Source organism: Adhaeribacter rhizoryzae (genome assembly GCF_008629685.1).
Taxonomy (GTDB): Bacteria; Bacteroidota; Bacteroidia; order Cytophagales; family Hymenobacteraceae; genus Adhaeribacter; species Adhaeribacter rhizoryzae.
Map to the genome: position 1 here is coordinate 33,249 of NZ_VWSF01000029.1, position 23,491 is coordinate 56,739.

Consider the following 23,491-nt stretch of genomic DNA (forward strand, 5'->3'; position numbering starts at 1 on the left):
AATGGTAAGTATACTGGCAAATAATTAATCTGGTCGTGTTTTTATGAATTTTAAATATAAATAGCTCTGTTGCTAAAAAAAGTGGTCCCACAAGCTGCCGCCGTGATCGCGGTTTTGGGATTGGTAGCCGCCATTTAGTTGAGCTTGTCCGGCTTCTGAAATCATGTCGGAATCCCACATGGGTATCCACACCAGTTCTACTATTATTTTATAACCGGGGTAATTTTTTTCTAAAACATTGGTTACAGCATTGGTAATCATCTGTCCCATGGGGCAACCTGGCGAAGTTAAAGTCATGTTAATGGTTATGGTTTTATCTTCCGATAATGCCACTTCGTAAACCAAACCTAAATCCACAATATTTAACCCAATTTCCGGGTCAATTACTTCTTTTAGTACTTCGAAAATATTTGCGCCAAAATTACTTTCCGTTGTCATTTTGATTTTCTTTTTAATTAGTTTTCAGGCCTTTACTTAAAAGCTTAAATACATTAATATTATAAATAAGAGCAGTGAGCAGAAAAAGACCACTACCGGCTTTTAAAAGAACTGGTTGAACCCAGGCCACGCCGATTAATAAGGTTACTAATCCTAAAAAATAGCTGATATTTTGCCAGCGCACCCAGCTTTCGCGGTACAAATCTTTGGGCTGCGGCACTGCCTGCTTCCCTACCAGATGCTGGTACCTGTGCATCCACACAATAAAAGGTAAAGTCTTGTATGTCTGGCCTAATATTAAAGCCGAGATAAAGCCGAGGAAAATGGAAATACCATAGGCCAGGTACCATTGTAAACGCGTTTTTTCGGGCATAGGCGCCTGCTCACTTACGGCTACTACCAGCACTATCGGTAGCACCATTAGAGCTACCGCTACTAGTGATTGCTGCATACCCGCATCTACTTTTTTGCGAACCCGGTGGCGGTAAGCTTGTACTACGAAACAGCCAAATAATAGCATACCTGCTCCCACGGCCAAGGCATAAATTGTTTGGTAAGGCGTATGCAGAAACAAATGGTCGACGCTGAACAGCAATAAACCCAGGTTAATCAGGTAATAGCTCCCGGAAAGTAATTTGGTTGGCAGCTTGTGCGTCAGCAGAAACATGGGCAATAATTTGGAACCTACGCCAATAATCAGCAACAAAAACCAGCCGGCCATGCCTACGTGCGCGTGTAGTTTTAAGTAATGCAGGTGCGATTCTTTCAGAAACGGATAAGAAAAGTTAAAGGCCATCAGCAACCCAATAACACCGGTTGTGAGTAACCAAATGCCCGAGGTGAAGATAAAATCGGCTTCTATGGTCCAGTTTTTGGTTTGCCGGGTAGTCAAAAACAAATTCAGGTTGAAAAGCAAAAAAGAAATAACCAAAAAACAGGAAGCCATGTATAATGGCAGCCCAACCGAAAAAGTCCAGAAGGCATATGCCAGCATTAAGGTACCGACGGCTAAAAACCCAAAGGTGAACAAAGCTAACTTGGCGCTGAACAAGGGCACTTGCAAAATAACCGGCAGCAACTGATACAACGACCCGAAAATAATCATGGTGGCCCACCCCAAAACAGCCACGTGGGTGAGGGTTAGAAGCTTGGGATGGAAATAATGCCCCACCAAGGCATCTTCAGAAAAAAGCAATAAAATACCCAGAGCTAAAAAGGAAAGTGCGGCAAAGGCAAAGTGCGGCAGTACCACTGATTTAGGAGCAGGTTTAGCAGTTATGAAGTTCATGATCAGGAATTTTATAAATAAGCAGGCGTACCTCGTCGGGGCCAGGTTCTGCAATGGCAAAGGCAAAGCCGCGGGCTGTTAGCTCTTGTAATAAATATTGGGGTATCCGACAATGGTAAACAAACAAGGCCTGCTCCGGAGTAAGTTTGAATAGCGCCTCCAAAATATTCATCATGGGCTGCGGCATTTCCAAATTTCTAACGTCTATTTCTATCAGGCTGTGTTGGTATTGTTGCTGCAGTCTTTCGAAAGAATTTAAAAAATCTGGCCCTGATATAGCATTATTTTCGGGTTTATCGGTTCGATAGAAATAAGTATGTACTAAGTTTTCCTCGGTCTGGTCAGTATAATGCGTAAAACCTTTTTTTCGGAGTACTGCATACAACGGAACGGGTTCAAACGTATTAATAATTAACATGCTTTGATTTTTGGAGAGTTTTTCGGCGGCAGTAATTATTTCTTTAAACGGGTCCTGGCCGGCTTGTAAGGTTTCGCGCACATCTAAAGTAATGCCAAGCGGCGGGAAAGCGGGCTGAGAAGAAGGGGCCGAAATCTTGGTCCCTTCTCCTACCCTATCAGAAACAAACCCTAAACTTTTTAATTTATCAAAAAACACCTCCACTTTTGTGCCACCAATGCGGGCCGCATCCGCTATTGTTACCCGCGAAGCCAGCACTTTACGCAATATTGGATTTCGCAACTTTTCGAAATGCTTGTTAATAGAAGCAATAACTTCAATTGCTGCTGGATTCGCCCGTATAATGGTAGAAATGCGGGTATTGGCACTAATTTTAAGGAATTGTGTTTGCGTGCTCATCTGTCAGCGTAAATTAGTTTACATTTCAACCGGTTGAGAAAGCCAAAATGCAGGCTCAAAATCATCGGTTGGCTCAACGGCATATTTATCCATTTCTAAACCAATCAATATTAATTGACCGGGCGTAGCAACTTGCTCCAGGTACGGGAAAAATATCCGCTCTTCGAAGCGTACGTGCTCTTTTACTAAAATTTGCAAGGTATTCAGCACGTAATCAATATTCTCCCGATAACAGGAAAGGTAATTTACGACACTGCGGATGAGGTCGTGGTCTTGTTGTACCCGAAACCGCATGGGGTCCGCTTCGGATAAAACCTGCACCACAATTTTCTCTTCTTTTTCCAGGTGGTTTTCTAAATGATTATCCCAGAAGTAGCGGATATAATCTTGAATAATATGGCTATCTACTTTGCGAGCCAATCCTTGTTTTATTTTCCAGGCGAAAAGCAGTTCAAAATGGTGCTCCCGTGATAGGCCTACCAGTTCCGGATGTCTTTTCAGGGGTTGTACTATCGTTTCCATAATTTATTTAAATTTAATTGCCAGAAAAAGAGAGAAAATATTAATCGTTTATCAGTCAGGAAAGTACTTTTTGCTCTAACGCAATGGCTTTCGGAAACAGAATATTATTTTCAAGGTGTATGTGCTGGTGCAGGTCGCTCTCAAATTCCTGCAGTTTGGCAAAAGCCAGGCGGTAAGTAGTGCAACCATCTACCGGTACGGTATAGTTATCACTTAATTCCCGGATAGCTTCCAGAGAATTGCCGGCCGCTTCGTGTTCCATCTCCATCATGTTAATCGGATTTTGGATGCTGCCAAAGCCGGGAGTTACTACAGAAACGCCAGCTTTATCTGCTTCATTTAACCGACGGATATACGGGAATAATACCCGCTCTTCTTTGGGCATGTGGGCGTTTAACTCGGCTGCTATGGCCGTAAAGTGTTGGGCAATGGCTATTAATTCCGGATGTTTTTCGCCGTGTACCCGGGCAATTTTGGTAGTGTATTCGGTTAAAGCCGGCAATGATTCGCGCACGTAAGTATGGTGGGTATTTTCAATATAATCGGCCAGGAAGCTTAAATCCCAAGCCCCAAAATTCTGGGAGCGGGCTACTGGCGTTTCGGTTAGGGCATTCAGTTCCTGTTCTACCTGGGCTAGGCTAATGCCTTTTTCCTGGCAGGCACGCGCTACCGATTTTTTGCCGCCACAGCAGAAATCAAGGCCGTATTTCTTAAATATTTCAGCTTTGCGGTAATCTTTGGCAACTAACTCCCCAATAGTTTCACCTTCCTTGGGATTAAGTTTGGTTATGCGTACTTCCCAAATTTCCGGCCCCTGCGACAAATATTCCCATTTAAAAATATTACCACGCTCACCTAAAAGTTGGTAATAAAGAGGTTTGGGGTCGTGGTCGTTGTGAATTACAAAATATTCGCCGCCAGCTAAAGCATCAAACCGGTTAAAAATGGTAGGGTGTTTTAAACGCGGTTCTATTACGGTTACATCTAAAAAATCGAGGGTTTCCATGCGGATTTTGTTTATGAAATTATTTTTTTTATTAAGTTATTTAAAGATAAAAAGTAATAATCAAAAATAAAATATATTTTACTCTTTTTTTCTTTATTTACAGCTTAAGCTAATTTATAGAAGTAAAAAGGCCCGCTTTATCTGCCAGGCCTTTCGTCTAATTAGCTGTTTACTTCTTCTGTTATTTCTCTGGAAGTAGGAACAGGTTCGCCAACAGGTTCAATAGTTGGGTAATCATCCGGCGAAATATCGGTGTGGGGTTGTAATGACCAACCGGTCTTCAAGCCAATTACAAACCAGGCCAGGGCTACCACTCCTAAGGCAAAAATGGTATCTCCTATTACCCGCAGCCAGCGCAAAATTTCCATGGTATCGGTTTGCATAAATTCCATGGAGCGGGCATACCATAAACCATGTTCTACACTGGCCCAGGTTTGCAGCAAACCCACTGGTAACACACTTATTAGTACCATCAGGCCCAGCCCAATATTTATACTCCAGAAAGCAAAACTAATAACACTGTCTTTCCAAACGTTGCGGGCAGCCATACCTTTGAGCGCGAACAGCATTAAACCAATTCCCAAAACTCCGTATACCCCGAATAAAGCGGTGTGACCGTGTACCGGCGTGGTATTTAAGCCTTGCATATAGTAGAGTGCAATAGGCGGATTGATAACGAAACCAAAAATACCAGCTCCTACCAAATTCCAGAAAGCCACCGCAATAAAGCAGTAAATAGGCCACTTGTAAGCTTTAATCCAGGTGGTAGAGCGGCTTAGTTCCAGGTTATGGTAAGCTTCAAAACCGATTAATACCAGAGGCACTACTTCTAGAGCGCTAAAAGTGGCGCCCAAAGCCAGCACCGAAGTAGGCGTACCACTGAAATACAGGTGGTGAAACGTGCCAATAATACCGCCAAACAAGAAAATAATGGTGGAAAATAATACTGTTGGCGTGGCAATTTTGGTACGCAGTAAACCCATCCGCACGAACAAAAAGGCAATTACCACAGTAGCAAAAACTTCAAAGAAACCTTCTACCCACAGGTGCACCACCCACCAGCGCCAGTACTCGGCAATGGCCAGGTTAGTTTGGCGGCCCCACATCAGGCCAGCGCCGTAGAATACCGCAATGGCTACCGATGAAATCAGGAACATACCCAACAAATGGCGGCCTTCAGCATCTTTTTTAAATGCTGGCCAGATGGCGCGGGTCATTAAAAACAACCACAAAAACAAACCTACCAGCAGGAATATTTGCCAGAAACGGCCTAAATCTACGTATTCATACCCTTGGTGCCCAAACCAGAAATTTTCTACCAGACCTAGTTTCTGCATTACACCAAACCACTGCCCGGCCAAAGAACCTACTACTATGATTAGTAAGGCAATAAAAAGCAAGTTTACGCCGGCCCGCTGGAATTTAGGTTCGTGGCCTGATACCGCCGGGGCAATAAATAAGCCGGTCGCCAACCAGGAAGTCGCAATCCAGAAAATAGCCAGTTGCACGTGCCAGGTGCGGGAGATAGAGTAAGGTAAAATATCGGCCAGTGGCAAACCGTAGAGTGCCTGCCCTTCTACGCCGTAGTGCGCCGTAACCACACCCATAATTACTTGTACCAATATTAAGGACGTTACAGTCCAGAAATATTTAAGCGTAGCACGCATAGAGGGCGTTGGCTCCAAGCCCAGCAGCGGGTCTTTCTGTGGCAGTTTGCTTACATCTAGCTCTTCTTCTTTATTTGAAGCATAATAATAGGCTAATAACCCAATGCCCGCAATCAGTACAATTACGCTAAAGCCTGTCCAGATAATCAGGTCGCTGCTGGGTTTATTGCCGACTAACTTTTCGTGGGGCCAGTTATTGGTGTAAGATATATTTTGGCCAGGGCGTTCGGTCACGCAGGCCCAGGAAGCCCAGAAGAAAAAGGCATTCATCTGGCGCATCCGTTCCGGGTCTTTAATGCTGTTATCCGGAATGGCGTAAGCTTCGCGGTATTTGGCCATGTCGGCATCATTCATAAATAAACCGGTATAGTAGCGGCTTACATCGGCAATGGCGGCGGCCCGCACATCCAAAATAGTTATGGTGTTGGCCTGATTATTATAAGTATTTTGCCGGATTTGTGTTTGCAACCGAGCTTCTAAACCGGCCTTGCTTTCGTTATCTAAATCAGAAAACTTTTCACCTTTCTCCGCGGTGGCCCAAATATCCAGCATATACATGGCTTCTTTGTGCAGCCACTCAGCCGTCCAGTCGGGTGCCTGGTAAGCGCCATGGCCCCAGATGGAACCTACTTCCTGCCCGCCCATCGATTGCCAAACATTTTGTCCGTTTTTAATGTCCTGGGCTGTAAATAAAACCTGGCCTGAAGCCGAAACTACTTTATCCGGAATGGGGGGTGCTTGCCGGTAAATCTCCGAACCATAATACCCTAAAACGGCAAAAGACCCGACTATTACGGCTATAAATCCGAGCCATAATTTGGTGTATTTCATAACAATTGTAATTAATGATGAACAAGAAATTTTAAAATTGACATGCTGATTTATGTTCCTTTATTTAGCTGTAAAAGCGATTACATGGACAAAAACAACAAATAATCCAATTATTAACCTGTAGCGATAATCATTCTGAATGCTATTGGTGCTTTTTCAAGAGATAAAAGTATATTTATCTTAAATGCTGGCTAATGATGAAAATCACTTAGTATTGTGATACTCCTCAGATATAAAGAAAATAATACGCGTATAGAAGACAAAAATGTCTTTTACTATTTTAATTTAGTATTTACTTTACTACCTAAAATCAATAATATTTTCTTTAAAGTTGAAGGCCTGATCTGGCAAATAGTTTTGGTAGGAAATTTAGCTATTGCTTTCTCTGCCTGAAGTATTAGTAAATAATTTGCTGATTCTTATCTCTAATCAATCAAATCCTAAAAAATAACAAGTAAAATATAAGTAAACGCCCTTTAAAACCGTAGGTAAGTGATAGTGCTAAAGTTTACCGCAATGTAATATTCTATGGAAAAAAACTTAAAACGTAGTATACACATTGAAATCCTAACCAACGAACATCATACAGGCCTATTATTCTGCTGGAGAATACGTCAGGGGCTAAAAAAAGGAATTAATACAAACCGGATTCAGGCGTATGTTCCGTATTTGGGAAATTCATTTGCAGCCCCATATTCAGAAAGAGGAAGAACAAATGGTCTATAAAATTAAATCTTGAATTATGCCAGAAAGCCTTACTCCAACACCAGGAAATTAAAAGCCTGGTTGCCTAGGTAACCGTTAGTACACCGGCACCATCACCCGATTTACTAAACCAGTTGACTGATTACGTAGATGCCCACATCCGTTTTGAATAAAGAGAATTATTTCAGCACTTGGAAAAAGTTTAAGCCAAAAAGAGTTGGAAAGCATTGGCGCCGCATTAGAAAAATCGCACACCACCCCAATACCCGACAACTATGCAGATGCGTTTTGGTCAAAATGAATAAGGCAAAAGGAAGAATTTATTTGGGTTAATAATCAATATTCCGAATTTCCGGCAGGCACTACCACCGCCATTGTACCATTAAACACGGAGATTATACTGCCCTATACTCCACAAAGTAGCCGGTATAAGGAACTGCATTCTTTTATCTAATTAGAAAAAAACTGATATTATAGCATTGGAGTGTTTATAAAGACTATATTGCAAATTATTCGGAATAACACAATTTGGCTAAAGGCCGTAATATCACAAAGCTTTTACGTTTCATAATTATTACATCTAATATTCAGCGAAACGAACGTAAGCAATTATTTTTATCTGATATAACTCTAAGGAGAATGCTAATGCCTTAAGTTACCTAACCCCAAAAGATAAAATTATGCCCGATGAAAGTCTTGTAAGTTTTACGTCGCATAAAATATTATTTCTGAATACCCTGGCTTTTACGGTTTGTTTTGCCGCCTGGATGCTGAACGGGGTATTGGTAACATACTTAACGGATAACGGGATTTTTGAATGGAGCATGGTACAAATTGGCTGGCTCCTGGGTGTACCAGTCCTAACTGGGTCTTTATTCAGGTTGCCCATTGGGATTTTAACCGACCGGATAGGCGGTAAATGGGTTTTTGGTATTTTGCTATTGTTTTGTTCCGTTCCCATGTTCCTGCTTTCCCAGGCCAATAGCTATTCTACCTTTTTACTTTTGAGCTTTTTGTTTGGCATGGCCGGTACCAGTTTTGCGGTTGGGGTGGGCTATACATCCGTTTGGTATCCCAAAAGCTGGCAAGGACGAGCTATTGGTATATTTGGTATGGGTAGCGCCGGTGCTTCGCTTACCACTTTAATCGGACCTTCCTTATTAAATAACCTAACGGCTGGTGGTGCCAATCCGGAAGGTTGGCGACAATTACCGGTTATTTATGCGGGGGCCTTGCTGGCAATGGCTATCTTGTTTTTGATTTTTGCCCAAAATAAAAAACCTGTTGCGGCCGGTAAGTCTCTGCAGGCTATTGTTATGCCCCTAACACAAATTAGGGTGTGGCGTTTTGGCTTGTATTATTTTCTGCTCTTCGGCTGTTTTGTAACTTTCTCGCAGTGGCTGGTTCCATATTTTGTGAATGTTTATCAGACAGACCTTATTCTGGCGGGTTTACTTGCCTCCACTTTTAGTTTGCCCGCCGGATTGTTCCGGGCGGTAGGCGGCTTTCTTTCGGATAAATACGGTGCCCGAAAAGTAATGTATGGGGTCTTGGGCTGTTCAGTAATACTCAGTTTCTTTTTAATTATTCCCCGCATGGAAATTTCTTCACCCGGCTCGGGGGTAATGGCTACCAGCGCTGGTACTGTAACATCGGTATCAGACACAGCTATTACGGTAAATAATAAAACATATCCGGTTACGGCCAAAAGTAATATGTTTGAACATGTTAACAGAAAGGCATTGGTTTTTCCGGCTAAAGAAAGCTGGCACGAGGTTTTGGTAAAGCCCGGCGATAAAGTAACTAAAAAACAATTACTGGCACAGGGCACTACCCGTATTTACTTCAAGGCCAATATGTGGGTATTTATTGGATTGGTGATGTTTATTGGCATGGCGTGGGGCATTGGTACAGCTGCGGTGTTTAAACATATTCCGGAATATTTTCCTACTCAAATTGGCTTGGTTGGCGGTATGGTAGGCTTAATTGGTGGGCTTGGCGGCTTTGTCGGGCCAATTTTGTTTGGCTATTTACTTAGTACTACTGGCCTCTGGACCAGTTCCTGGATGTTTGTCCTGCTACTTTCCATTATTTGCCTCGTTTGGATGCACCTGATTATTACCCGGATGATGAACCGGAGTGCTCCCGATTTGGCTGATAAATTTGAACATCCGCACTAAAAGAAAATCTAAGTGGCAGGTGGTATTATTTAATTATTGTTCGCTGAATCATTTAAATTAAAGCAGATGCTTGAACCAAGATAACCTTGGAATAACCTTTAATGCAATCTCGATAATTTAAAGAAGCGAATTAGGCATTTGCGATGATGTTTCTTATAAAAATTTACTTTTTATTTGGAAAACTAAAAGTTGATATTTTTTCTTCTTACCTGGTTGGGCAAGAAATAAAGCCAGCCGGCGCCAATTAAAAACAAGACAAATGAGGCAATAAAGGCTGGAAATGCAATATCAGTATTTTCGGCCAGTGCATTGTTCAATGCTGTATATAGCAGCCAAATCTGGAGGCTTACATTCATTATCAGAATAACAATTAAAGCCAGCATCAGGGTGCTGGTTTTGTTCGGGTGTGCCTGGTTCTGGGCTTCGCGGAAGTTACTCATACCTGATATTCAATTAAGTGCTACTGGTGTTAAACGGGTTGGCGGCGTTGGTTTCAAATTCTTTCACGTAAATATCTTCCCCTTTTATTACCACCTCTAACCGGGGTAAGGGCCGGGGCGGTGGTCCTGCCAAAACTTCGCCGGTTAAGGCATCAAACCAGCCATCGTGACAGGGGCATTCTATTTTGCCGCTTTTCGGCATATAAAATACGGCACACGATAAATGCGTACACTTTTGCTCATAAGCACGGAATTCGTCGGTTTCGAGGCGGATAAGAATATAGGGTATGGTGCTGCCGGTAATAACAAACGAGCGTGTGCCGCCTTTAGGCAGTTCGCTTTTTTTACAAACCAAGTGCTCCCCCTGCACTTTTTCGGGTGGAAAAAAATTTGCTTTAACCGCGACGTAACCGCTACCGGTAGCCAACCCACCCGAAACCAGGCAAAGAAATTTAGCAAAATCGCGGCGGGTAACCTGGGTTGCTTCCAGTTGCTCTATCGGGAAATCTTCTTTCCAGTGATTATCTTTTTCGTCGGTTGCCATAATGCTAGTCTACAATTAATTGGGTACTCCCCTTCGGCATCATAATATTTACTTTAGTGCTTACCTTTTCATTACCGAAAAGGAAATTATTGACCGGTGTACTGTTGGGCCGCATCCGGGCCATTTCTTCGCGGGTGCCGTAATAAAGAGCCTGGGTGGGGCAAACCGTAGCGCACATGGGCTTTTTGCCAGCGCTGGTCCGGTCGTAGCACATGTTACACTTCATCATTAAATCGTAAGCCTCATTCTTTTTGGGTACCCCAAACGGACAAGCCATTACACAATTAGAGCAGCCAATGCAACGAGCCGTGTTAGCTGTATGCACCACTCCAAACTCATCTTTCGAGATGGCATCGGCCGGGCAAACGTTAGCGCAAACCGGGTCGTCGCAGTGCATACACACCTGCACGGTGGTCTGAATGGTAACCGCCCGGTCTACGTAATTGACGTGTATCATCGATTCGTGGCCGTTGGTTTCGCATTCGGCACAAGCCATTTCGCAGGCTCTGCATCCGATACACCGCTGCATATCCACAAAAAATTCTTGCTGGGTTTGATAATTGGTTTGGGGCATACTGTTATGTTTTAGCTTACAAAATATTATGCACTGGCAAAAGCATTAGACTCCTGCGAAGGCGGCGCTTTAATTCCTAATGGCTCTAACTTACAAGCACATACCTTAAACTCCGGAATTTTGGATATCGGGTCCAGCGTACCAGGGGTAAACTGGTTAGCTGATTTTTTCCCGGGCCAGTGATACGGCAGAAAGACCGTATCGCGCCGGATAGTTTCTACAATATTCGCCGGGAATTCATCCGTTCCGCGCCGGGTAGAAACCCGCACCAGTTCGTCCTGATGGATGTTATATTTTAAGGCCAGTTCCGGATGTATTTCCAGCTTGGGCTCCGGATAAATATCTACTAATTTGCCAATTCGGCGGGTTTGAGTACCGCTTAAATATTGCGATACTACCCGGCCGGTAGTTAAAACCACGGGGTACAAATCATCGGTAACTTCGCCTGGTTCCCGATAAGCAACGGCATTAAAGTGGGCCTTGCCATCGGGAGTAGCAAACTTTTTATCTTCCCATAAACGAGGCGTACCCGGATGGTCTAACGTGGGACAGGGCCAGAAAACGCCCATTTTTTCTTCAATTTTTTGGTAGGTAATGCCAAAATAATCGGCGGTGCCGCCCTTAGAAGCTACCCGCAATTCATTAAATATATCTTCGCTGGAGTTGTACCGGAATTTATCGCCTGCTCCTAATCGCTCGGCTAATTCTAATATAATAGCGGTATCGGTACGCGCCTCACCCGGTGGACTTACCGCCCGCCGAATTCTTACTACTCTGCCTTCGGCAGTAGTAACGGTTCCTTCCTCTTCTTCGTGCAACGAACCAGGCAAAATTATATCGGCGTGGCGGGCTGTTTCGTTCATGAAAAAATCGATGCACATGTAAAACTCCAGTTTCTCCAGAGCCTCGCGTACATAGTTGTTGTTGGGTAGCGATACCAACGGATTAAAGCAAATGGAAATCAATCCTTTTACTTCGCCCCGGTGAATGGCTTCAATCAGTTCGTAAGCCGTAAGCCCTTTGCCCGGCATATCTTTTTCGTCTATGCCCCAAACCTGGGAAATATATTTACGATGCTCCGGATTGGTGATGTCGCGGTTGCCGGGCAATTGGTCGCATTTATGGCCGTGTTCGCGGCCGCCTTGGCCATTACCCTGGCCGGTAATGGTACCGTAACCGCAATAAGGTTTGCCTATCCGGCCGGTAGCCAGTACTAGGTTTATGCAACCCAATACATTGTCTACCCCTTTGGAATGATGTTCGATGCCGCGGGCGTGCAATAAAAAACTGGTAGCCGCTTTGCCCCACCACTGCGCCGCCAGTTCAATTTTTTCTTTTTCGATGCCGGTAACTTCTTCGGCCCATTCCAGGGTATAATCTTTTACGGTGGCTAAAGCCTGGTCAAAACCGGAAGTATAATTATTTATAAAATCATGGTCCAGCATATCATGGTCGGCCAAATACTTCAACATGGCGCCATATAAAGCTGAATCGGTACCGGGCCGAATGGGCAGGTGTAAATCGGCGGTACGGGCCAGCGGAATTACGCGCGGGTCTACTACAATTAGTTTCGCACCGTAATCGCGGGCCCGCCATATCCAATGCGTCAAAGTCGGGAATGTTTCACTTACATTGGCACCGGCCACCAAAATTACTTCAGCCCGCTCTAAGTCCTCAAACGTATTCGAAATCCGGTCGAGGCCAAAAGCTTTCTTGTTGCCGGCACCCGCGCTTACCATGCACAAGCGGCCATTATAATCGAGGTTAGCGGTTTTAAGTGCCACCCGGGCAAATTTCCCCACCAGGTAGCTTTTTTCATTAGTTAACGAAACGCCCGACAACATGGCAAAAGCATCGTTGCCGTACTGCGCCTTAATGCGTTTAATTTCTGAAACGGTTTTTTCCATGGCGGCATCCCATGGAACCGGGGTAAACCCTACTCCTTCCTGCCGCTGCAAAGGTTGCAACAGGCGGTCGGGGTGGTTGTTTTGCATGTAGCGCTGCACACCTTTGGGGCATAAGCGGCCTTCGTTAAACGGGAACTCCATCCACGGGTCGAAACCAACTACTTTATTCTTTTTAACCAACAGCTTAATGCCGCACTGCATACCGCAAAAACAGCAATGCGTTTTTACCACCGCATCCGGTTCATCGCGGCCTAAGAAACCTTCGTGCGAAGGATAATTTTTGTGGGGTCCAAATTGGGCAATCAGTTTTTCGGGAGATACCGGAAGATACGCCATATTAGTTCTTTTAACCGAATAATTTACCGCCATCCTGCTGGCGGGCCTTGAGGTGAGCCATACCCAACCGCGAACGTTTTCCTTCGGGGCTTAAATCCAGGTGAGAAGTTCCGTCTGCCCGGGTAAAATCAAAACCTAGCTCTTTGGTTACCGTTTTTAAATCGTCTATATGCATCTGGGTCGCGAATTCTTTACCGGTATGCGGACAAACGGCCATGCCTCTTTTAATACCTTCTCTTTTGTAGATGTGGGCGCCAATTTGGGCCGGCCGCTGAATAATATGAAAAAACTTACCAAATGGAATCCAAATCAAAAACATGATAACTGTTACAGCGTGGGTTACGGCCATAAAATCATAGGCCATGCCTTTCATAAACTGGTAATCGTAGGTTAATCCTAAACCGGTAATAGAAATAGCCAGCAGCAGTATTAAAGGCAGTAAATCGCCATCGAAGGATTGGATAGAAATTAAACCGGCGTGGGTTAGCCGGCGGCGCATAAAAATCAGCACCCCAATTATTACCAGCCAAGAACACCAGTTAAGGGCATGAAACGTGAAGAAAGCAATAAAAGAACCAAGCGGAAATTCAAAAACCTTAAATCCAAAAAAATGTGCTTCGTACATGCGAACGCTATCGGGGTTCAGACTGGTTTCGGGATTGAGGGTAAAATGAATCCAGCCAAAAGTGAGCGGAAAAGTAATGGCAAAGGCCATGGTACAACCTACGGCCATTAAAAAGTGACCAATCCACCGGCTGCGGCCTCTGGGATAAATAAATTTCTGAAAACCAATATTCTGAATGAATTCTTTTATAAAAAAGTACAAGTGCGCAAACACTTGGCCTTTAAATACAAACTGCCAGGTACGTTTAAAATACATCCAGGTGGGTGGCCGTTGCAGCCAAACCGAATACCGGTACACAATTCCAAAAAAGGCGAATACCGTTCCGAATAAATAACCAATCAGGGCCGGGTCAAAATTCTGTAGTTTGCGGGAGCCGTAAAAGACCGTTGCTATCACCAAAACAGAAACCAGCGTTGCTATCAGAATTGCTTTTCGGTTGAGGGTGGTATTCATGCGTAACTTTTAAAATTGGAACAAAAGTTATTGATGATATAGGTATAAGTACGAATATATTCCCAAAGGTTTGGCTGCTTTCGCAAAAAACAAGAATTTACTAAGCCTTAAAATCTTTGGATTTCGTTAAAAAGCCTTCTTAATACTTTTGATAAACCGTATTAAATAAAATGAGTATCAACTACTTTCGATTTTTATAAGTTTAGTAAATACAGAAGGGAATAGCTATCATAAATTAATAAAAAAAATTTTTTTTATGATATTTCTGTTCATATCTGCCGTAAAACACCAATTTATAAATTACTGAACCTTTATCACAGACGTAATATGAAAGAGGTGAACTTATTTCTGGAAAAATTCGACAAGCAAATTAAGTTAAAAGGTTTTGGCGTGCCGGGCCAGGAAGCATTGACCAATGCCAAGGTTCTGGTGATTGGTGCCGGGGCACTGGGTATTCCGGTAATTACTTACCTGGCTGCTGCGGGCGTTGGCAACCTGGGAGTAGTTGAACCCGGTATGGTTTCTTTATCAGATTTACCCTTGCAGCCTTTGTTTAAGAGCAACGAAGTAGGCAAAGCTAAACTAGCGAGCGTGGTTCAGCACGTAAGAGATTTAAATCCGGATACAACCCTGCAACTGTACGATTATGCGCTGGATGCAGAAAATGCACTTCAAAGAATATCCCGGTATGAAGTAGTAGTAGATGCTACTAATAATTTAAAATCAGCTTTATTAATGAATGATGCCTGCGTAATTGCGGGTGTACCGCTTGTCTTTGGCTTGGTTTACCAATACACTGGTATGTACTGTGTATTAAATTTTAAAAAAAGCGCCACCTTGCGTTGTATGAAGTCGGATGCTAAGCTGCGGAAATATTTGAATGAAGACGAGTCGGACGGGGTATTAGGTATTCTGCCCGGTATAATTGGCTGCCACCTGGCAGGAGAAGTGGTAAAAATAATAAGTAACCTGGGCGATGTACTTGCTAATAAGCTTCTAAGCTACGATTTCCTGAAAAACCAGCAACAGGAATTAAAGGCCACTCTTAACCCGGAGAACCTAAAAATAGAAACACTACAAGAGCCTTATTTTTCCACTGAAATACCTCAAGTAAATAAAAAAATACAGTCGATTACGCCGCATCAGCTTTTCTTAAAATTAAACTATCAGGAATCGCTACAACTGATTGATATCCGGGAGGATGAAGAATGGAACATTTTCCATTTGGAAAATGCCATCCATATACCGGCCAGTGAATTTCTAAATAATTTAGATAAAATTCACCAGGATATTGCTGTAATATTAATTTCCCATAAAGGTGAAATCAGTAAAGAACTTACTGACTTACTTTTAACGAAACATGGGTTTGGCAATATTTATAATTTAGCAGGAGGAATTGATGCCTGGGCGCGAGAAATTGACCAATCTATGGCAACTTATAAAGGGTAAATTTACTAAATAAATAAAGTTACTAAATAAATCAGGCTTCTTACCAGAAGCATAATTAAAATGTAGATTTGTTACAAGCTATTAATTAGAAAGTTGTTCACTGTAATTTTTAACTTCTCGCGGAATTGGCTTGCACCCCAACACTTTTCCCTGCTACCCTACTAAAAACAAAAAAAACCTGCCCGGTAATAAAGTAATTACCCCAAACAACAACCTAAAATACGCCTGTAGCATTCCGCAGCCAGTCTTGAAATTAGGCCTAAGATTCCTTGTACGCGCTGGTTCGTCAGGGAACCATTAATGTTAATATCATTACCAAATTAGAAAAACTAACTACCGGATACAAGGCGAACCGCTCACATAAGAATACTCATATGTGTCAGCAGTTGTGCGAGGTTTGTCACCAGTATTATTTCTTCAACAGTTATAAATTCTGACGGATACAACCGGTGATTTTCGGTACCTGAATACAGAACAAGTACAACCTATAAACGCCAAGCAACAGAAATATTTGCAGGCATTCCGCCAGAATTTGCTCCAGGGTATCTCCTACTACGAAGAATTAGTAACCCAAATTTCTGCTTTTAAAAATGTACAGTAGTTGATGCGGGACCAGTTAAGGAAAAGTAAAGAAGAGTTAATATAAAGAGCCCTACTTATAAATTGAGCAAGGTGGATTGTAATTATATTTTGACTGTTTAAAGGTTTATTCTAGTTGCACTAAGATAAATTTGGTAAGCAAAAAAAAATAATCGTGCCGTTTGTTCAAGCGGCAGGATTATTTTTGTGCAAACGATTACTCTGATGATTTTTGGCTTTGCTCTTTTGCGCTTTCTGCCGAACGGATAATATCTACTTCAAATCGGTTGTCTGGACCTGGATCTTTGCTTAGCTGAGGGGACCTGCTCTCGTGGGAATTTTCTTTCACGTGGTCGGCATTGTTATTATTGCCACCTTTCTTTTCGCCGGCGGTATTCTTAGCATTGTTTCCGCAAGCAAAAACATTAACGCAGCTTAATAATAGGAGTACTTTTTTTACGTGGTTGGAATAGTTAATTCACCACTAATTTCTAAATGCATGCTTTACAAAATTAACTTCATCAAATTTTATCTGAACTGATTTTTTGAAATTCAATTTTTCTATCAGCCACTTTAAAAATCCTTATTTTGTACTTTTTTCAGGAATAGCAGCAGCGGAACAAATATCCACACTAATAACGCCCCCAATGAAACCACCATGCCCAGCGCCGTACCTAAAAATTTATTAAATACCGCCCCGGTGTAGCCCAGCAAAGCGGCCGTTTCGAGGCGTAGTAAAATCAGAATACGTGACAAGTCGATAGGATTAAATAATGTCAGACCGATGGTGGCTTTCTCTAAAGGATAATCGTTGAAGATAACCAGGAAAGTTAGCAGCAGGCCGTCGTAAATAACGGCGGCAAACAGCCAGATCAGGATAGCAATGCCAAAACCTTTTACCCGGTCTTCGAACAACGCCGACATCAGGAAAGCCAAACCGGTAAAAATGGCCGTAAGCAAGGTCCCACACAGCGTAAGCATACCCAAGTGCACACTTTCTTCGGCGGTGCCGGCAAATAATAAAAAGGTAATGCCTAAACCCAAACTCAAACTCAGCGCCAACGATAAGGTTAAGCCTAAATACTGGCCCAGAAATATATTATTGCGCTTAATAGGCTGGGCCAGCAGCAGTTCAGTAAATTCGCGGGAGTTATAGGCGTACATCACCCCAAACACCGTGCTGATAAGCGGCACCAGCAAGAGCACAATATTCAACAGACTTACAATAGCCTTGTTAAAATCGCCGGAAAAGTACAGCAGCGTGGCCGAAATTACCAGGAAAAATAACCCGTACAGCAGTGCCCACCAGCTCCGCCAGGTGTCGTAAAACGAATATTTTATGATTTTGGTGAGGGAGTTCATGCCGCTTGAAAACTTAATTTTTTACTTTTTTTTTCGGTTTGCAGCAATAGCTGGGCAATGGCCCGTTCGAGGTTGCTTTCGTTTTGGGTTTGCACCAGGTTTTGCACCGTGCCTTGAAAGTATATTTTACCGTCCAACAGAAATATTACTTCGTCGGCCAGTTCTTCTACTTCGCTTAAAATGTGCGTGGTAAGCAAAATGGTTTTGCCATTGTCGCGTTCTTCGCGCATTAAATCTTTCAGCTTCAGGTGCGCAACCGGGTCCAGGCCCACCGACGGTTCATCAAAAATCAGAATATCAGGATTAAACATAAAAGCCAGCACGGCATTTACTTTCTGTTTGGTGCCGCCCGATAAATTTTTCAGCTTTTTATCGCGGGCGCCCTCCAGGTTAAAATAAGAAATATACTTTTCTTCGTCCGAAGCGGTTTTCCGGATATCCCGGGTCATGCCGAGCAATTCCATCATGTTCAGGTTCTCGGGAAAACGGGCAATCTGCGGCATGTAGCCTATGCAACTTTTATACTGCCAGTTGTTCTTAATATTTTCGTTCTGAATAAGTATCTCGCCATTATCCGGTTGGTTTAAACCCAGAATAGTTTTAATAAGGGTAGTCTTGCCGGAGCCGTTCGGCCCCAAAAAAGCATATATTTTTCCTTTCTCCAGATTTATATCAATGCCCTTCAGTACCTGCAGCTTACCAAAAGCTTTGGTTATATTTTTAATTTCGATCATGATTTCCAAGTGTTTAAACGGGTACTGGGCTGGTTATCCAATACATTTTCGGGGGTCAGTACCGGTGCTACCTTTTCTATCAGTTCCAACAAATCAATAAACAAACTGCGCAGCAACACCACCGAAGTTGGAATATCTTCGAGCAAGTAAGAAAATAATCTTACCGGTTTATGCGCTACATCGCCCGTTCCGTCGTGGTTTAGGTCGTAGCCAGTATAGCTGCTCCAGTAATTACCTCGGAAAATATTGTTGCTGTTATAATTGGTACTGGTACTGATTTCGAAAGTATTGCCGATAAAATTATTCTCTTCAAAGGTCAGGTCTTCGCTGCTGCCCAAGAGGCGCACGGCCCAGCCATTATTCCGGAATTCATTATTTTTCAGGTACAGCCGCGTAGAGCCTTCGGCGTAAATGCCGGTAGTGTTTTGCCGGAAAATATTGCGTTCGATGCGGCTGTCCACGATATCTTTCAGCAGAATGCCGTAGGCGGCCGCGCCCCAGTTCTGCTCAAATAAATTATCTGTCATGATAATATTGCGGGAATACATCACGGCAATACCCGAACCGTTCCGGATAAATTTATTACGCTGGTAGCTATTATTATCCGAGAACATAAAGTGCAAACCGTAACGCAAGTTGTTCTGGCTAACATTACCAGTGATGGTGCTATTGCTGGAACTCTCCAGATAAATGCCGTCGCGGTGGCCCGAAACTTTATTATCGGCTACAGTTATGTTCTCCGTGCGGTATAAGTGAATGGCATTACCGGAAGTTGATTCCTGTTTAGCATTGCCCCGGATATAATTATGGCGTACAGTGCAGCTATCGGTTTGCTCCAGGTACACGCCATAATAACAATTTAATATGGTATTATTCCGAACGGTTATGTGGCCGCCGCCGCGTACCCGCACTGCGGCGTAATTTTTAGTAAAGCTTTCTTCTACGTTTTGGAGGGTAAGGCCAGCGATTAACACGTTTTGCGCCATCACGGAAAAAATACCCTTTTTAAAACCGGCATCTATGACGGGGTTTTGCCGCCCTATAATGGTAAGCGGTTTATTTATTTCAATGTCATTTTCGTGGTATATTCCGGAAGCAATTAAGATGGTATCGTAAGATTGCGCCAGCCGTACTGCTTCTTTTACCGACCGAATTTCACCAGTAGGGCTCACGGGTAAGGTTTTTGCTTGAACCACCTGCCCAGCCAGCAACAGCACCACTGACAAAGCGGTCTTTAAAATAAATCTGCTGGTTTGAAAGATTGCGGCCATTTTACTATTAATATATTTTACTGCTGCGCCTATTCAGGATAAAGAAAATGTTGTTTTAATTTGTGTTTACATTTGCTTTGCGTAGTCGGCGGCTAAATGCAATACATCGGGCCAGCGTAGGAGATTACCGTCTTTTTCCCGGGCGGTTGCGGTGGCGGTTTTCTGGTCGGCAAAGGCCGTCAGGTTTAAGCCCATGGGGCTGGGCTGCTGTTCGCTTTGCAGGAATGTGGCTTCGGCAGCATTTACAAACTCGCCCGGACGGGTATAATCCGTTACCAGTAACAACGCGGGGTCAATTTCTTTTTGTTCGTTAACATAAGCGGCCAGGCATTCGGCCGAATCAAATTTAAAAGCTTTACCTTTTTTAGTTACTAACTCGGCGCCATAGCGGTTATCCGAAATGGTCATGCGGCAATGGTCGCAGTTATCGGTGCCATAAGCAATTGGTTGGGGCTCGGCGGTACAGGAAAACAGCAAAAGGCTGGTGGCAACCGCGCCTATCTTGCTAATTGTGGGTAGCGACAAAGGTGCGTAGTTCGTTTCTTTTTTGTAGGAAAAGTAGATGGCTAGGCAAAGTGCCATTACAGCTAATCCGAAGAAGTACCCGCCTAAATCGGGGAAAGAAGTGGCGGTAATATTTAGTAAGGTTTTAACCCCTAAAAAAGGTGGGGAATAAGTCATGCCGGGTACCACTATGGGAGCCTGTGGATCTAGATTATTACCGAATTCCTGAATCCAGTAGTAAAAATCGGCTAATCCTACCGCCCCGGATAATATTAAGATAAAGGTATAAGCCACCAGCGCTTTCCGGTTGCGCCAAACCATAACCCCAACACTTAAAAGAATTAAACCCAGCAGTACAAAGGGCATAATATTCAGTTCGGTAAAAGAAGCGGGGGTAATGGCGGCCATGCCTACGTAATGGTTCAGGATATTAATATTTTGTAAGGTAAATTCGTCGGTGCCGGTAATCTGGTGTATCCAGATGTACATATCGAGTCCGCCGGGATATTGCGGTGCCTCAAGGCGAATGTGCCACAGCGGCACAAAAAATATAGCCGCTAAAAAAGCACTGCTTAACAGTAATAAAAAGAGGGAGGTCTTTTTCATGGCCTTGGTTTTTAGTTTTAGGTACCCGGATTGCTTTATTAACAATCCGGGTAGCCTGTTACAAAATTTGTTTACTTAGATAGCGGGCTTCTTTTTCTCGCCCAGCCAAAATTTAATTGGGGTGTTGGTACCTTTAGGAGAAACCCTAGCGTAACCCTGCATTTCCTGGTGTAAAGCCGAGCAGAAGTCGGTGCAGTAGAATGGGGTTACCCCGCTTTTGGTAGGAACCCATTTCAGGGTTCTGGTTTGGCCCGGCATTACCAGCAACTCGGCGTTTTGGTTACCCATCACGGCAAAGCCGTGCGGTACGTCCCAGTCTTGCTCCAGGTTGGTTACGTGGAAGTAAACCTCATCTCCTACCTGGATACCTTCAATGTTATCAGGAGCTAAGTGGCTCCGGATAGCGGTCATGTACACGTGTACCTGGTTGCCTTTGCGTTCCACGCGCGCATCAGCCTCTTTTGTAGTAGCATGCGGGTGTTTATTTTCGTCGAGGCGGTAGAATTTTTTAGAATTTTTAGAGACTACATCGGCTTTAATGGCTTGGGCGTAGTGCGGTTCACCAAAGGTTGGGAAGTCGAGCAGCATTTTCATTTTATCGCCGCTAATATCAATTAACTGCGCGGTTTGGGCCAGTTCCGGACCGGTAGGCAAATAACGGTCTTTGGTAATTTTGTTCATGGCCAGCAAATATTTACCATCAGGGTTCTGGGTGTCGCCACCCGGTATCATTAAGTGACCAATAGAGTAATACACTGGTATCCGGTCCAACACTTCACGGGATTTAACATTCCATTTTACGACTTCCGAAGACACGAACATAGAGGTATACGCATTGCCTTTGTTGTCGAACTCGGTGTGCAACGGACCTAAACCTGGTTTCTGTACTTCGCCGGCCAGCACGCTTTCGTATTTCAGGACTGGTATGCCATTGATGTCTTTGTCGAAAGATTTATTCTTGATGGCTTCTAACATTTTGGTATAAGAGTGCACCGGAATAACAGCGGCCAGTTTTCCGCTTACCACAATATTTTCGCCGGTAGGGTCTACGTCCACACCGTGCGGCGATTTAGGCACCGGTATCAAATACATCATGCCGGGGCAATCTTCGGGCAATAATACCCGTACGCTTTTCATTTGGGTTGAAACGGCGGTATGCGTTTTTTCATCCATCCGGTTGTGGTAGTAATTGGCCGGAATTTCGCGGGCTTTACCCTGGCGGGCGTATTCGGCGGCTTTTTTCCAGTTAATAGCAGCCAGGTAGTCTTTGTCGTTCTGCGAAGCTCCAATTTCTTTCAGTGTACCGGCTTTTTCGGTGTTATAAGAAGTAAAGAACATCCAATCCGCCGACGGGCCTTTACCCCCGTTGGCTAAGTCGAAGTCGAAGCCCGGCACCAGAATCTGGAAGTCAATATCCATTTCGCCAGATTCTTTATTTACTTTAATAAAAGAAAGTGAAGCCCGGAATTTATCTTTATAGGTATCGAGCGGCACGTCCTGAATACCACTGCCGTCGGTGGCTATCGGCACCGCAAAGCGGGTACCGGCTACTACGTACTCGTTGTTATCGGTGGGGTATGGCGAGCAGTGCTGACCGGCGCTATTGGGTATTTCTATGATTTCGGCAGTTTCGAAAGTGCTCAGGTCTACCCGCGCAATGCGGGGCGTATTGTTACCATTCACAAATAGCCAGCGGCCATCGGGTTTGCCGTTGGTGCGCGACAATTTAGGGTGGTGCAAATCATCCCACGGAATCTGACCGAAAGATGTTTGCAGCATGGGTTTGGTTTCTTCGTTGTAGCCGTAGCCGTTTTCCGGGTTTTGCGAAAATACCGGAATTACTTTTAACAGACGGCCGGAAGGCAAGCCGTATACGTCTACCTGGCCGTTAAAACCGCCGGAGAGGTATGCATAATATTCATCGTGCTTGCCCGGGGCAACGTAAACTTTTTTGGCGGCCTCCCCGTCGGCCGAAATTGCCGAATCGTTACTCAGGGCTGATTTCTGACAATTGGTTAGGGCAAGTGCTCCCAACAGCAGGCAACCGGCACCGGTTAAGGCAGATGTAGTTAAGGTTTTCATGATGTTTTAAATATGAGTTAAGCTTTACTTTTTCGTTTGGGTTCGAAAATATTCCAGCACTGCCCGCGCTTCTTCTTCGGTTAAGTTTTGGTTAGGCATCTGGGTCATAAATTCGCCGAGCAGTTCTTTAGCAGTTGGGTCTTGCTGTACCATTTCCTCTGGGTTTAGGACCATGTTCATCACCCACTCGGGCTTACGGCGTTCGGTTACGCCGGCTAAATCCGGACCAACATAACGATCGCCAAATTTGTGGCAGGCAGTACATTTGCTTTCAAAAACCGCTTTTCCTTTGTCGGCCAGCGCCTGGTCGATACCGGTGCCCAGGTCTACGGTTTTAACTGGTCCTACCCCTTTGCCTTCGTCAGCAGCTGGTGCATTTGCAGTAGCTGCTGGGCTTTCAGTGGATGCGCTTTCCTGGTCGTTCTGAGCATTGTTTTCATTGCCTCCGGAAGAACAACTCACTAAAAAGAAACAACCAAGGGCAAACCCCAGCGGTAGGCATTTTTTCCGGAATAGATTCTGATGATTTAGAATGTGTTTTTTCATCTTTTTTTGACTTTAAGTAGCCAAG

General features: G+C 43.9%; 19 protein-coding genes. 2 read left to right on the forward strand and 17 right to left on the reverse strand.

What is annotated here, in order from left to right; genetic code table 11:
* Positions 1 to 72: 72 nt before the first annotated feature.
* The 6 genes from F0145_RS23560 to F0145_RS23585 all read right to left on the reverse strand — a co-directional run bounded on the left by F0145_RS23560 (position 73) and on the right by F0145_RS23585 (position 6,569).
* Positions 73 to 438, reverse strand: coding sequence for a metal-sulfur cluster assembly factor (locus tag F0145_RS23560; RefSeq protein ID WP_150092654.1), 366 nt, complete (start codon positions 436 to 438; stop codon positions 73 to 75).
* Positions 439 to 451: 13 nt separating this feature from the next.
* Positions 452 to 1,726: a cbb3-type cytochrome c oxidase subunit I gene (locus tag F0145_RS23565; protein ID WP_150092656.1), complete on the reverse strand. Its 1,275-nt coding sequence runs from the start codon at positions 1,724 to 1,726 to the stop codon at positions 452 to 454.
* Positions 1,707 to 2,543, reverse strand: a complete 837-nt coding sequence (locus F0145_RS23570) for a DUF2249 domain-containing protein (RefSeq protein WP_150092657.1) — start codon at positions 2,541 to 2,543, stop codon at positions 1,707 to 1,709. The genes F0145_RS23565 and F0145_RS23570 overlap by 20 nt, the downstream gene beginning before the upstream one ends.
* Before the next feature lie 18 nt (positions 2,544 to 2,561).
* Positions 2,562 to 3,065 (reverse strand): hemerythrin domain-containing protein, encoded by a 504-nt coding sequence (locus tag F0145_RS23575; protein WP_150092659.1) that lies wholly within the window; start codon positions 3,063 to 3,065, stop codon positions 2,562 to 2,564.
* A 55-nt stretch (positions 3,066 to 3,120) separates the two neighbouring features.
* Positions 3,121 to 4,071, reverse strand: a complete 951-nt coding sequence (ric, locus tag F0145_RS23580) for an iron-sulfur cluster repair di-iron protein (RefSeq protein ID WP_150092661.1) — start codon at positions 4,069 to 4,071, stop codon at positions 3,121 to 3,123.
* Positions 4,072 to 4,232: 161 nt separating this feature from the next.
* Positions 4,233 to 6,569, reverse strand: coding sequence for a nitric-oxide reductase large subunit (locus tag F0145_RS23585; RefSeq protein ID WP_150092664.1), 2,337 nt, complete (start codon positions 6,567 to 6,569; stop codon positions 4,233 to 4,235).
* Between the two features lie 1,385 nt (positions 6,570 to 7,954).
* Between F0145_RS23585 and F0145_RS23590 the strand changes: the two genes are divergently transcribed.
* Positions 7,955 to 9,454: an MFS transporter gene (locus tag F0145_RS23590; protein WP_150092666.1), complete on the forward strand. Its 1,500-nt coding sequence runs from the start codon at positions 7,955 to 7,957 to the stop codon at positions 9,452 to 9,454.
* Positions 9,455 to 9,636: 182 nt separating this feature from the next.
* On the opposite strand, the gene F0145_RS23595 is transcribed toward F0145_RS23590, so the two are convergent.
* Genes F0145_RS23595 through F0145_RS23615 form a run of 5 tightly spaced genes read right to left on the reverse strand, consistent with a single transcriptional unit; the run spans position 9,637 to position 14,333 of the window.
* Positions 9,637 to 9,894 (reverse strand): DUF6755 family protein, encoded by a 258-nt coding sequence (locus tag F0145_RS23595; protein WP_150092668.1) that lies wholly within the window; start codon positions 9,892 to 9,894, stop codon positions 9,637 to 9,639.
* Between the two features lie 13 nt (positions 9,895 to 9,907).
* On the reverse strand, positions 9,908 to 10,438 hold the full coding sequence (locus tag F0145_RS23600; protein WP_150092670.1) for a Rieske (2Fe-2S) protein: 531 nt from the start codon (positions 10,436 to 10,438) through the stop codon (positions 9,908 to 9,910).
* A 4-nt stretch (positions 10,439 to 10,442) separates the two neighbouring features.
* On the reverse strand, positions 10,443 to 11,012 hold the full coding sequence (locus F0145_RS23605; protein ID WP_150092672.1) for a 4Fe-4S dicluster domain-containing protein: 570 nt from the start codon (positions 11,010 to 11,012) through the stop codon (positions 10,443 to 10,445).
* Between the two features lie 26 nt (positions 11,013 to 11,038).
* Complete coding sequence (locus F0145_RS23610; RefSeq protein WP_150092674.1) at positions 11,039 to 13,255, reverse strand: molybdopterin oxidoreductase family protein; 2,217 nt, start codon at positions 13,253 to 13,255, stop codon at positions 11,039 to 11,041.
* Positions 13,256 to 13,265: 10 nt separating this feature from the next.
* The gene (locus F0145_RS23615; RefSeq protein WP_150092676.1) at positions 13,266 to 14,333 is read right to left on the reverse strand and encodes an MFS transporter; all 1,068 of its coding nucleotides are present in this window, start codon (positions 14,331 to 14,333) and stop codon (positions 13,266 to 13,268) included.
* A 327-nt stretch (positions 14,334 to 14,660) separates the two neighbouring features.
* Between F0145_RS23615 and F0145_RS23620 the strand changes: the two genes are divergently transcribed.
* On the forward strand, positions 14,661 to 15,782 hold the full coding sequence (locus tag F0145_RS23620; protein WP_150092678.1) for a HesA/MoeB/ThiF family protein: 1,122 nt from the start codon (positions 14,661 to 14,663) through the stop codon (positions 15,780 to 15,782).
* A 1,152-nt stretch (positions 15,783 to 16,934) separates the two neighbouring features.
* Here the strand turns inward: F0145_RS23620 and F0145_RS23625 are convergent.
* The 6 genes from F0145_RS23625 to F0145_RS23650 form a co-directional block, all read right to left on the reverse strand.
* Entirely contained in the window at positions 16,935 to 17,723 is a 789-nt protein-coding gene (locus F0145_RS23625; protein WP_150092680.1) for an ABC transporter permease, read from the reverse strand.
* Positions 17,720 to 18,457, reverse strand: a complete 738-nt coding sequence (locus tag F0145_RS23630) for an ABC transporter ATP-binding protein (RefSeq protein ID WP_150092682.1) — start codon at positions 18,455 to 18,457, stop codon at positions 17,720 to 17,722. Before F0145_RS23630 ends, F0145_RS23625 begins: the two co-directional genes overlap by 4 nt.
* A complete protein-coding gene (gene nosD, locus F0145_RS23635; RefSeq protein ID WP_150092684.1) occupies positions 18,454 to 19,728 on the reverse strand; it encodes a nitrous oxide reductase family maturation protein NosD in 1,275 nt (424 codons plus the stop codon). Before nosD ends, F0145_RS23630 begins: the two co-directional genes overlap by 4 nt.
* Positions 19,729 to 19,794: 66 nt before the next feature.
* On the reverse strand, positions 19,795 to 20,838 hold the full coding sequence (locus F0145_RS26740; RefSeq protein ID WP_223816221.1) for a nitrous oxide reductase accessory protein NosL: 1,044 nt from the start codon (positions 20,836 to 20,838) through the stop codon (positions 19,795 to 19,797).
* 75 nt (positions 20,839 to 20,913) lie between these two features.
* Positions 20,914 to 22,920 (reverse strand): Sec-dependent nitrous-oxide reductase, encoded by a 2,007-nt coding sequence (gene nosZ / locus F0145_RS23645; RefSeq protein ID WP_150092686.1) that lies wholly within the window; start codon positions 22,918 to 22,920, stop codon positions 20,914 to 20,916.
* 24 nt (positions 22,921 to 22,944) lie between these two features.
* Positions 22,945 to 23,466 carry a c-type cytochrome gene (locus tag F0145_RS23650; protein ID WP_150092688.1) on the reverse strand — a complete coding sequence of 174 codons (522 nt, stop codon included), beginning with the start codon at positions 23,464 to 23,466 and terminating at the stop codon, positions 22,945 to 22,947.
* Between the last annotated feature and the right edge of the window lie 25 nt (positions 23,467 to 23,491).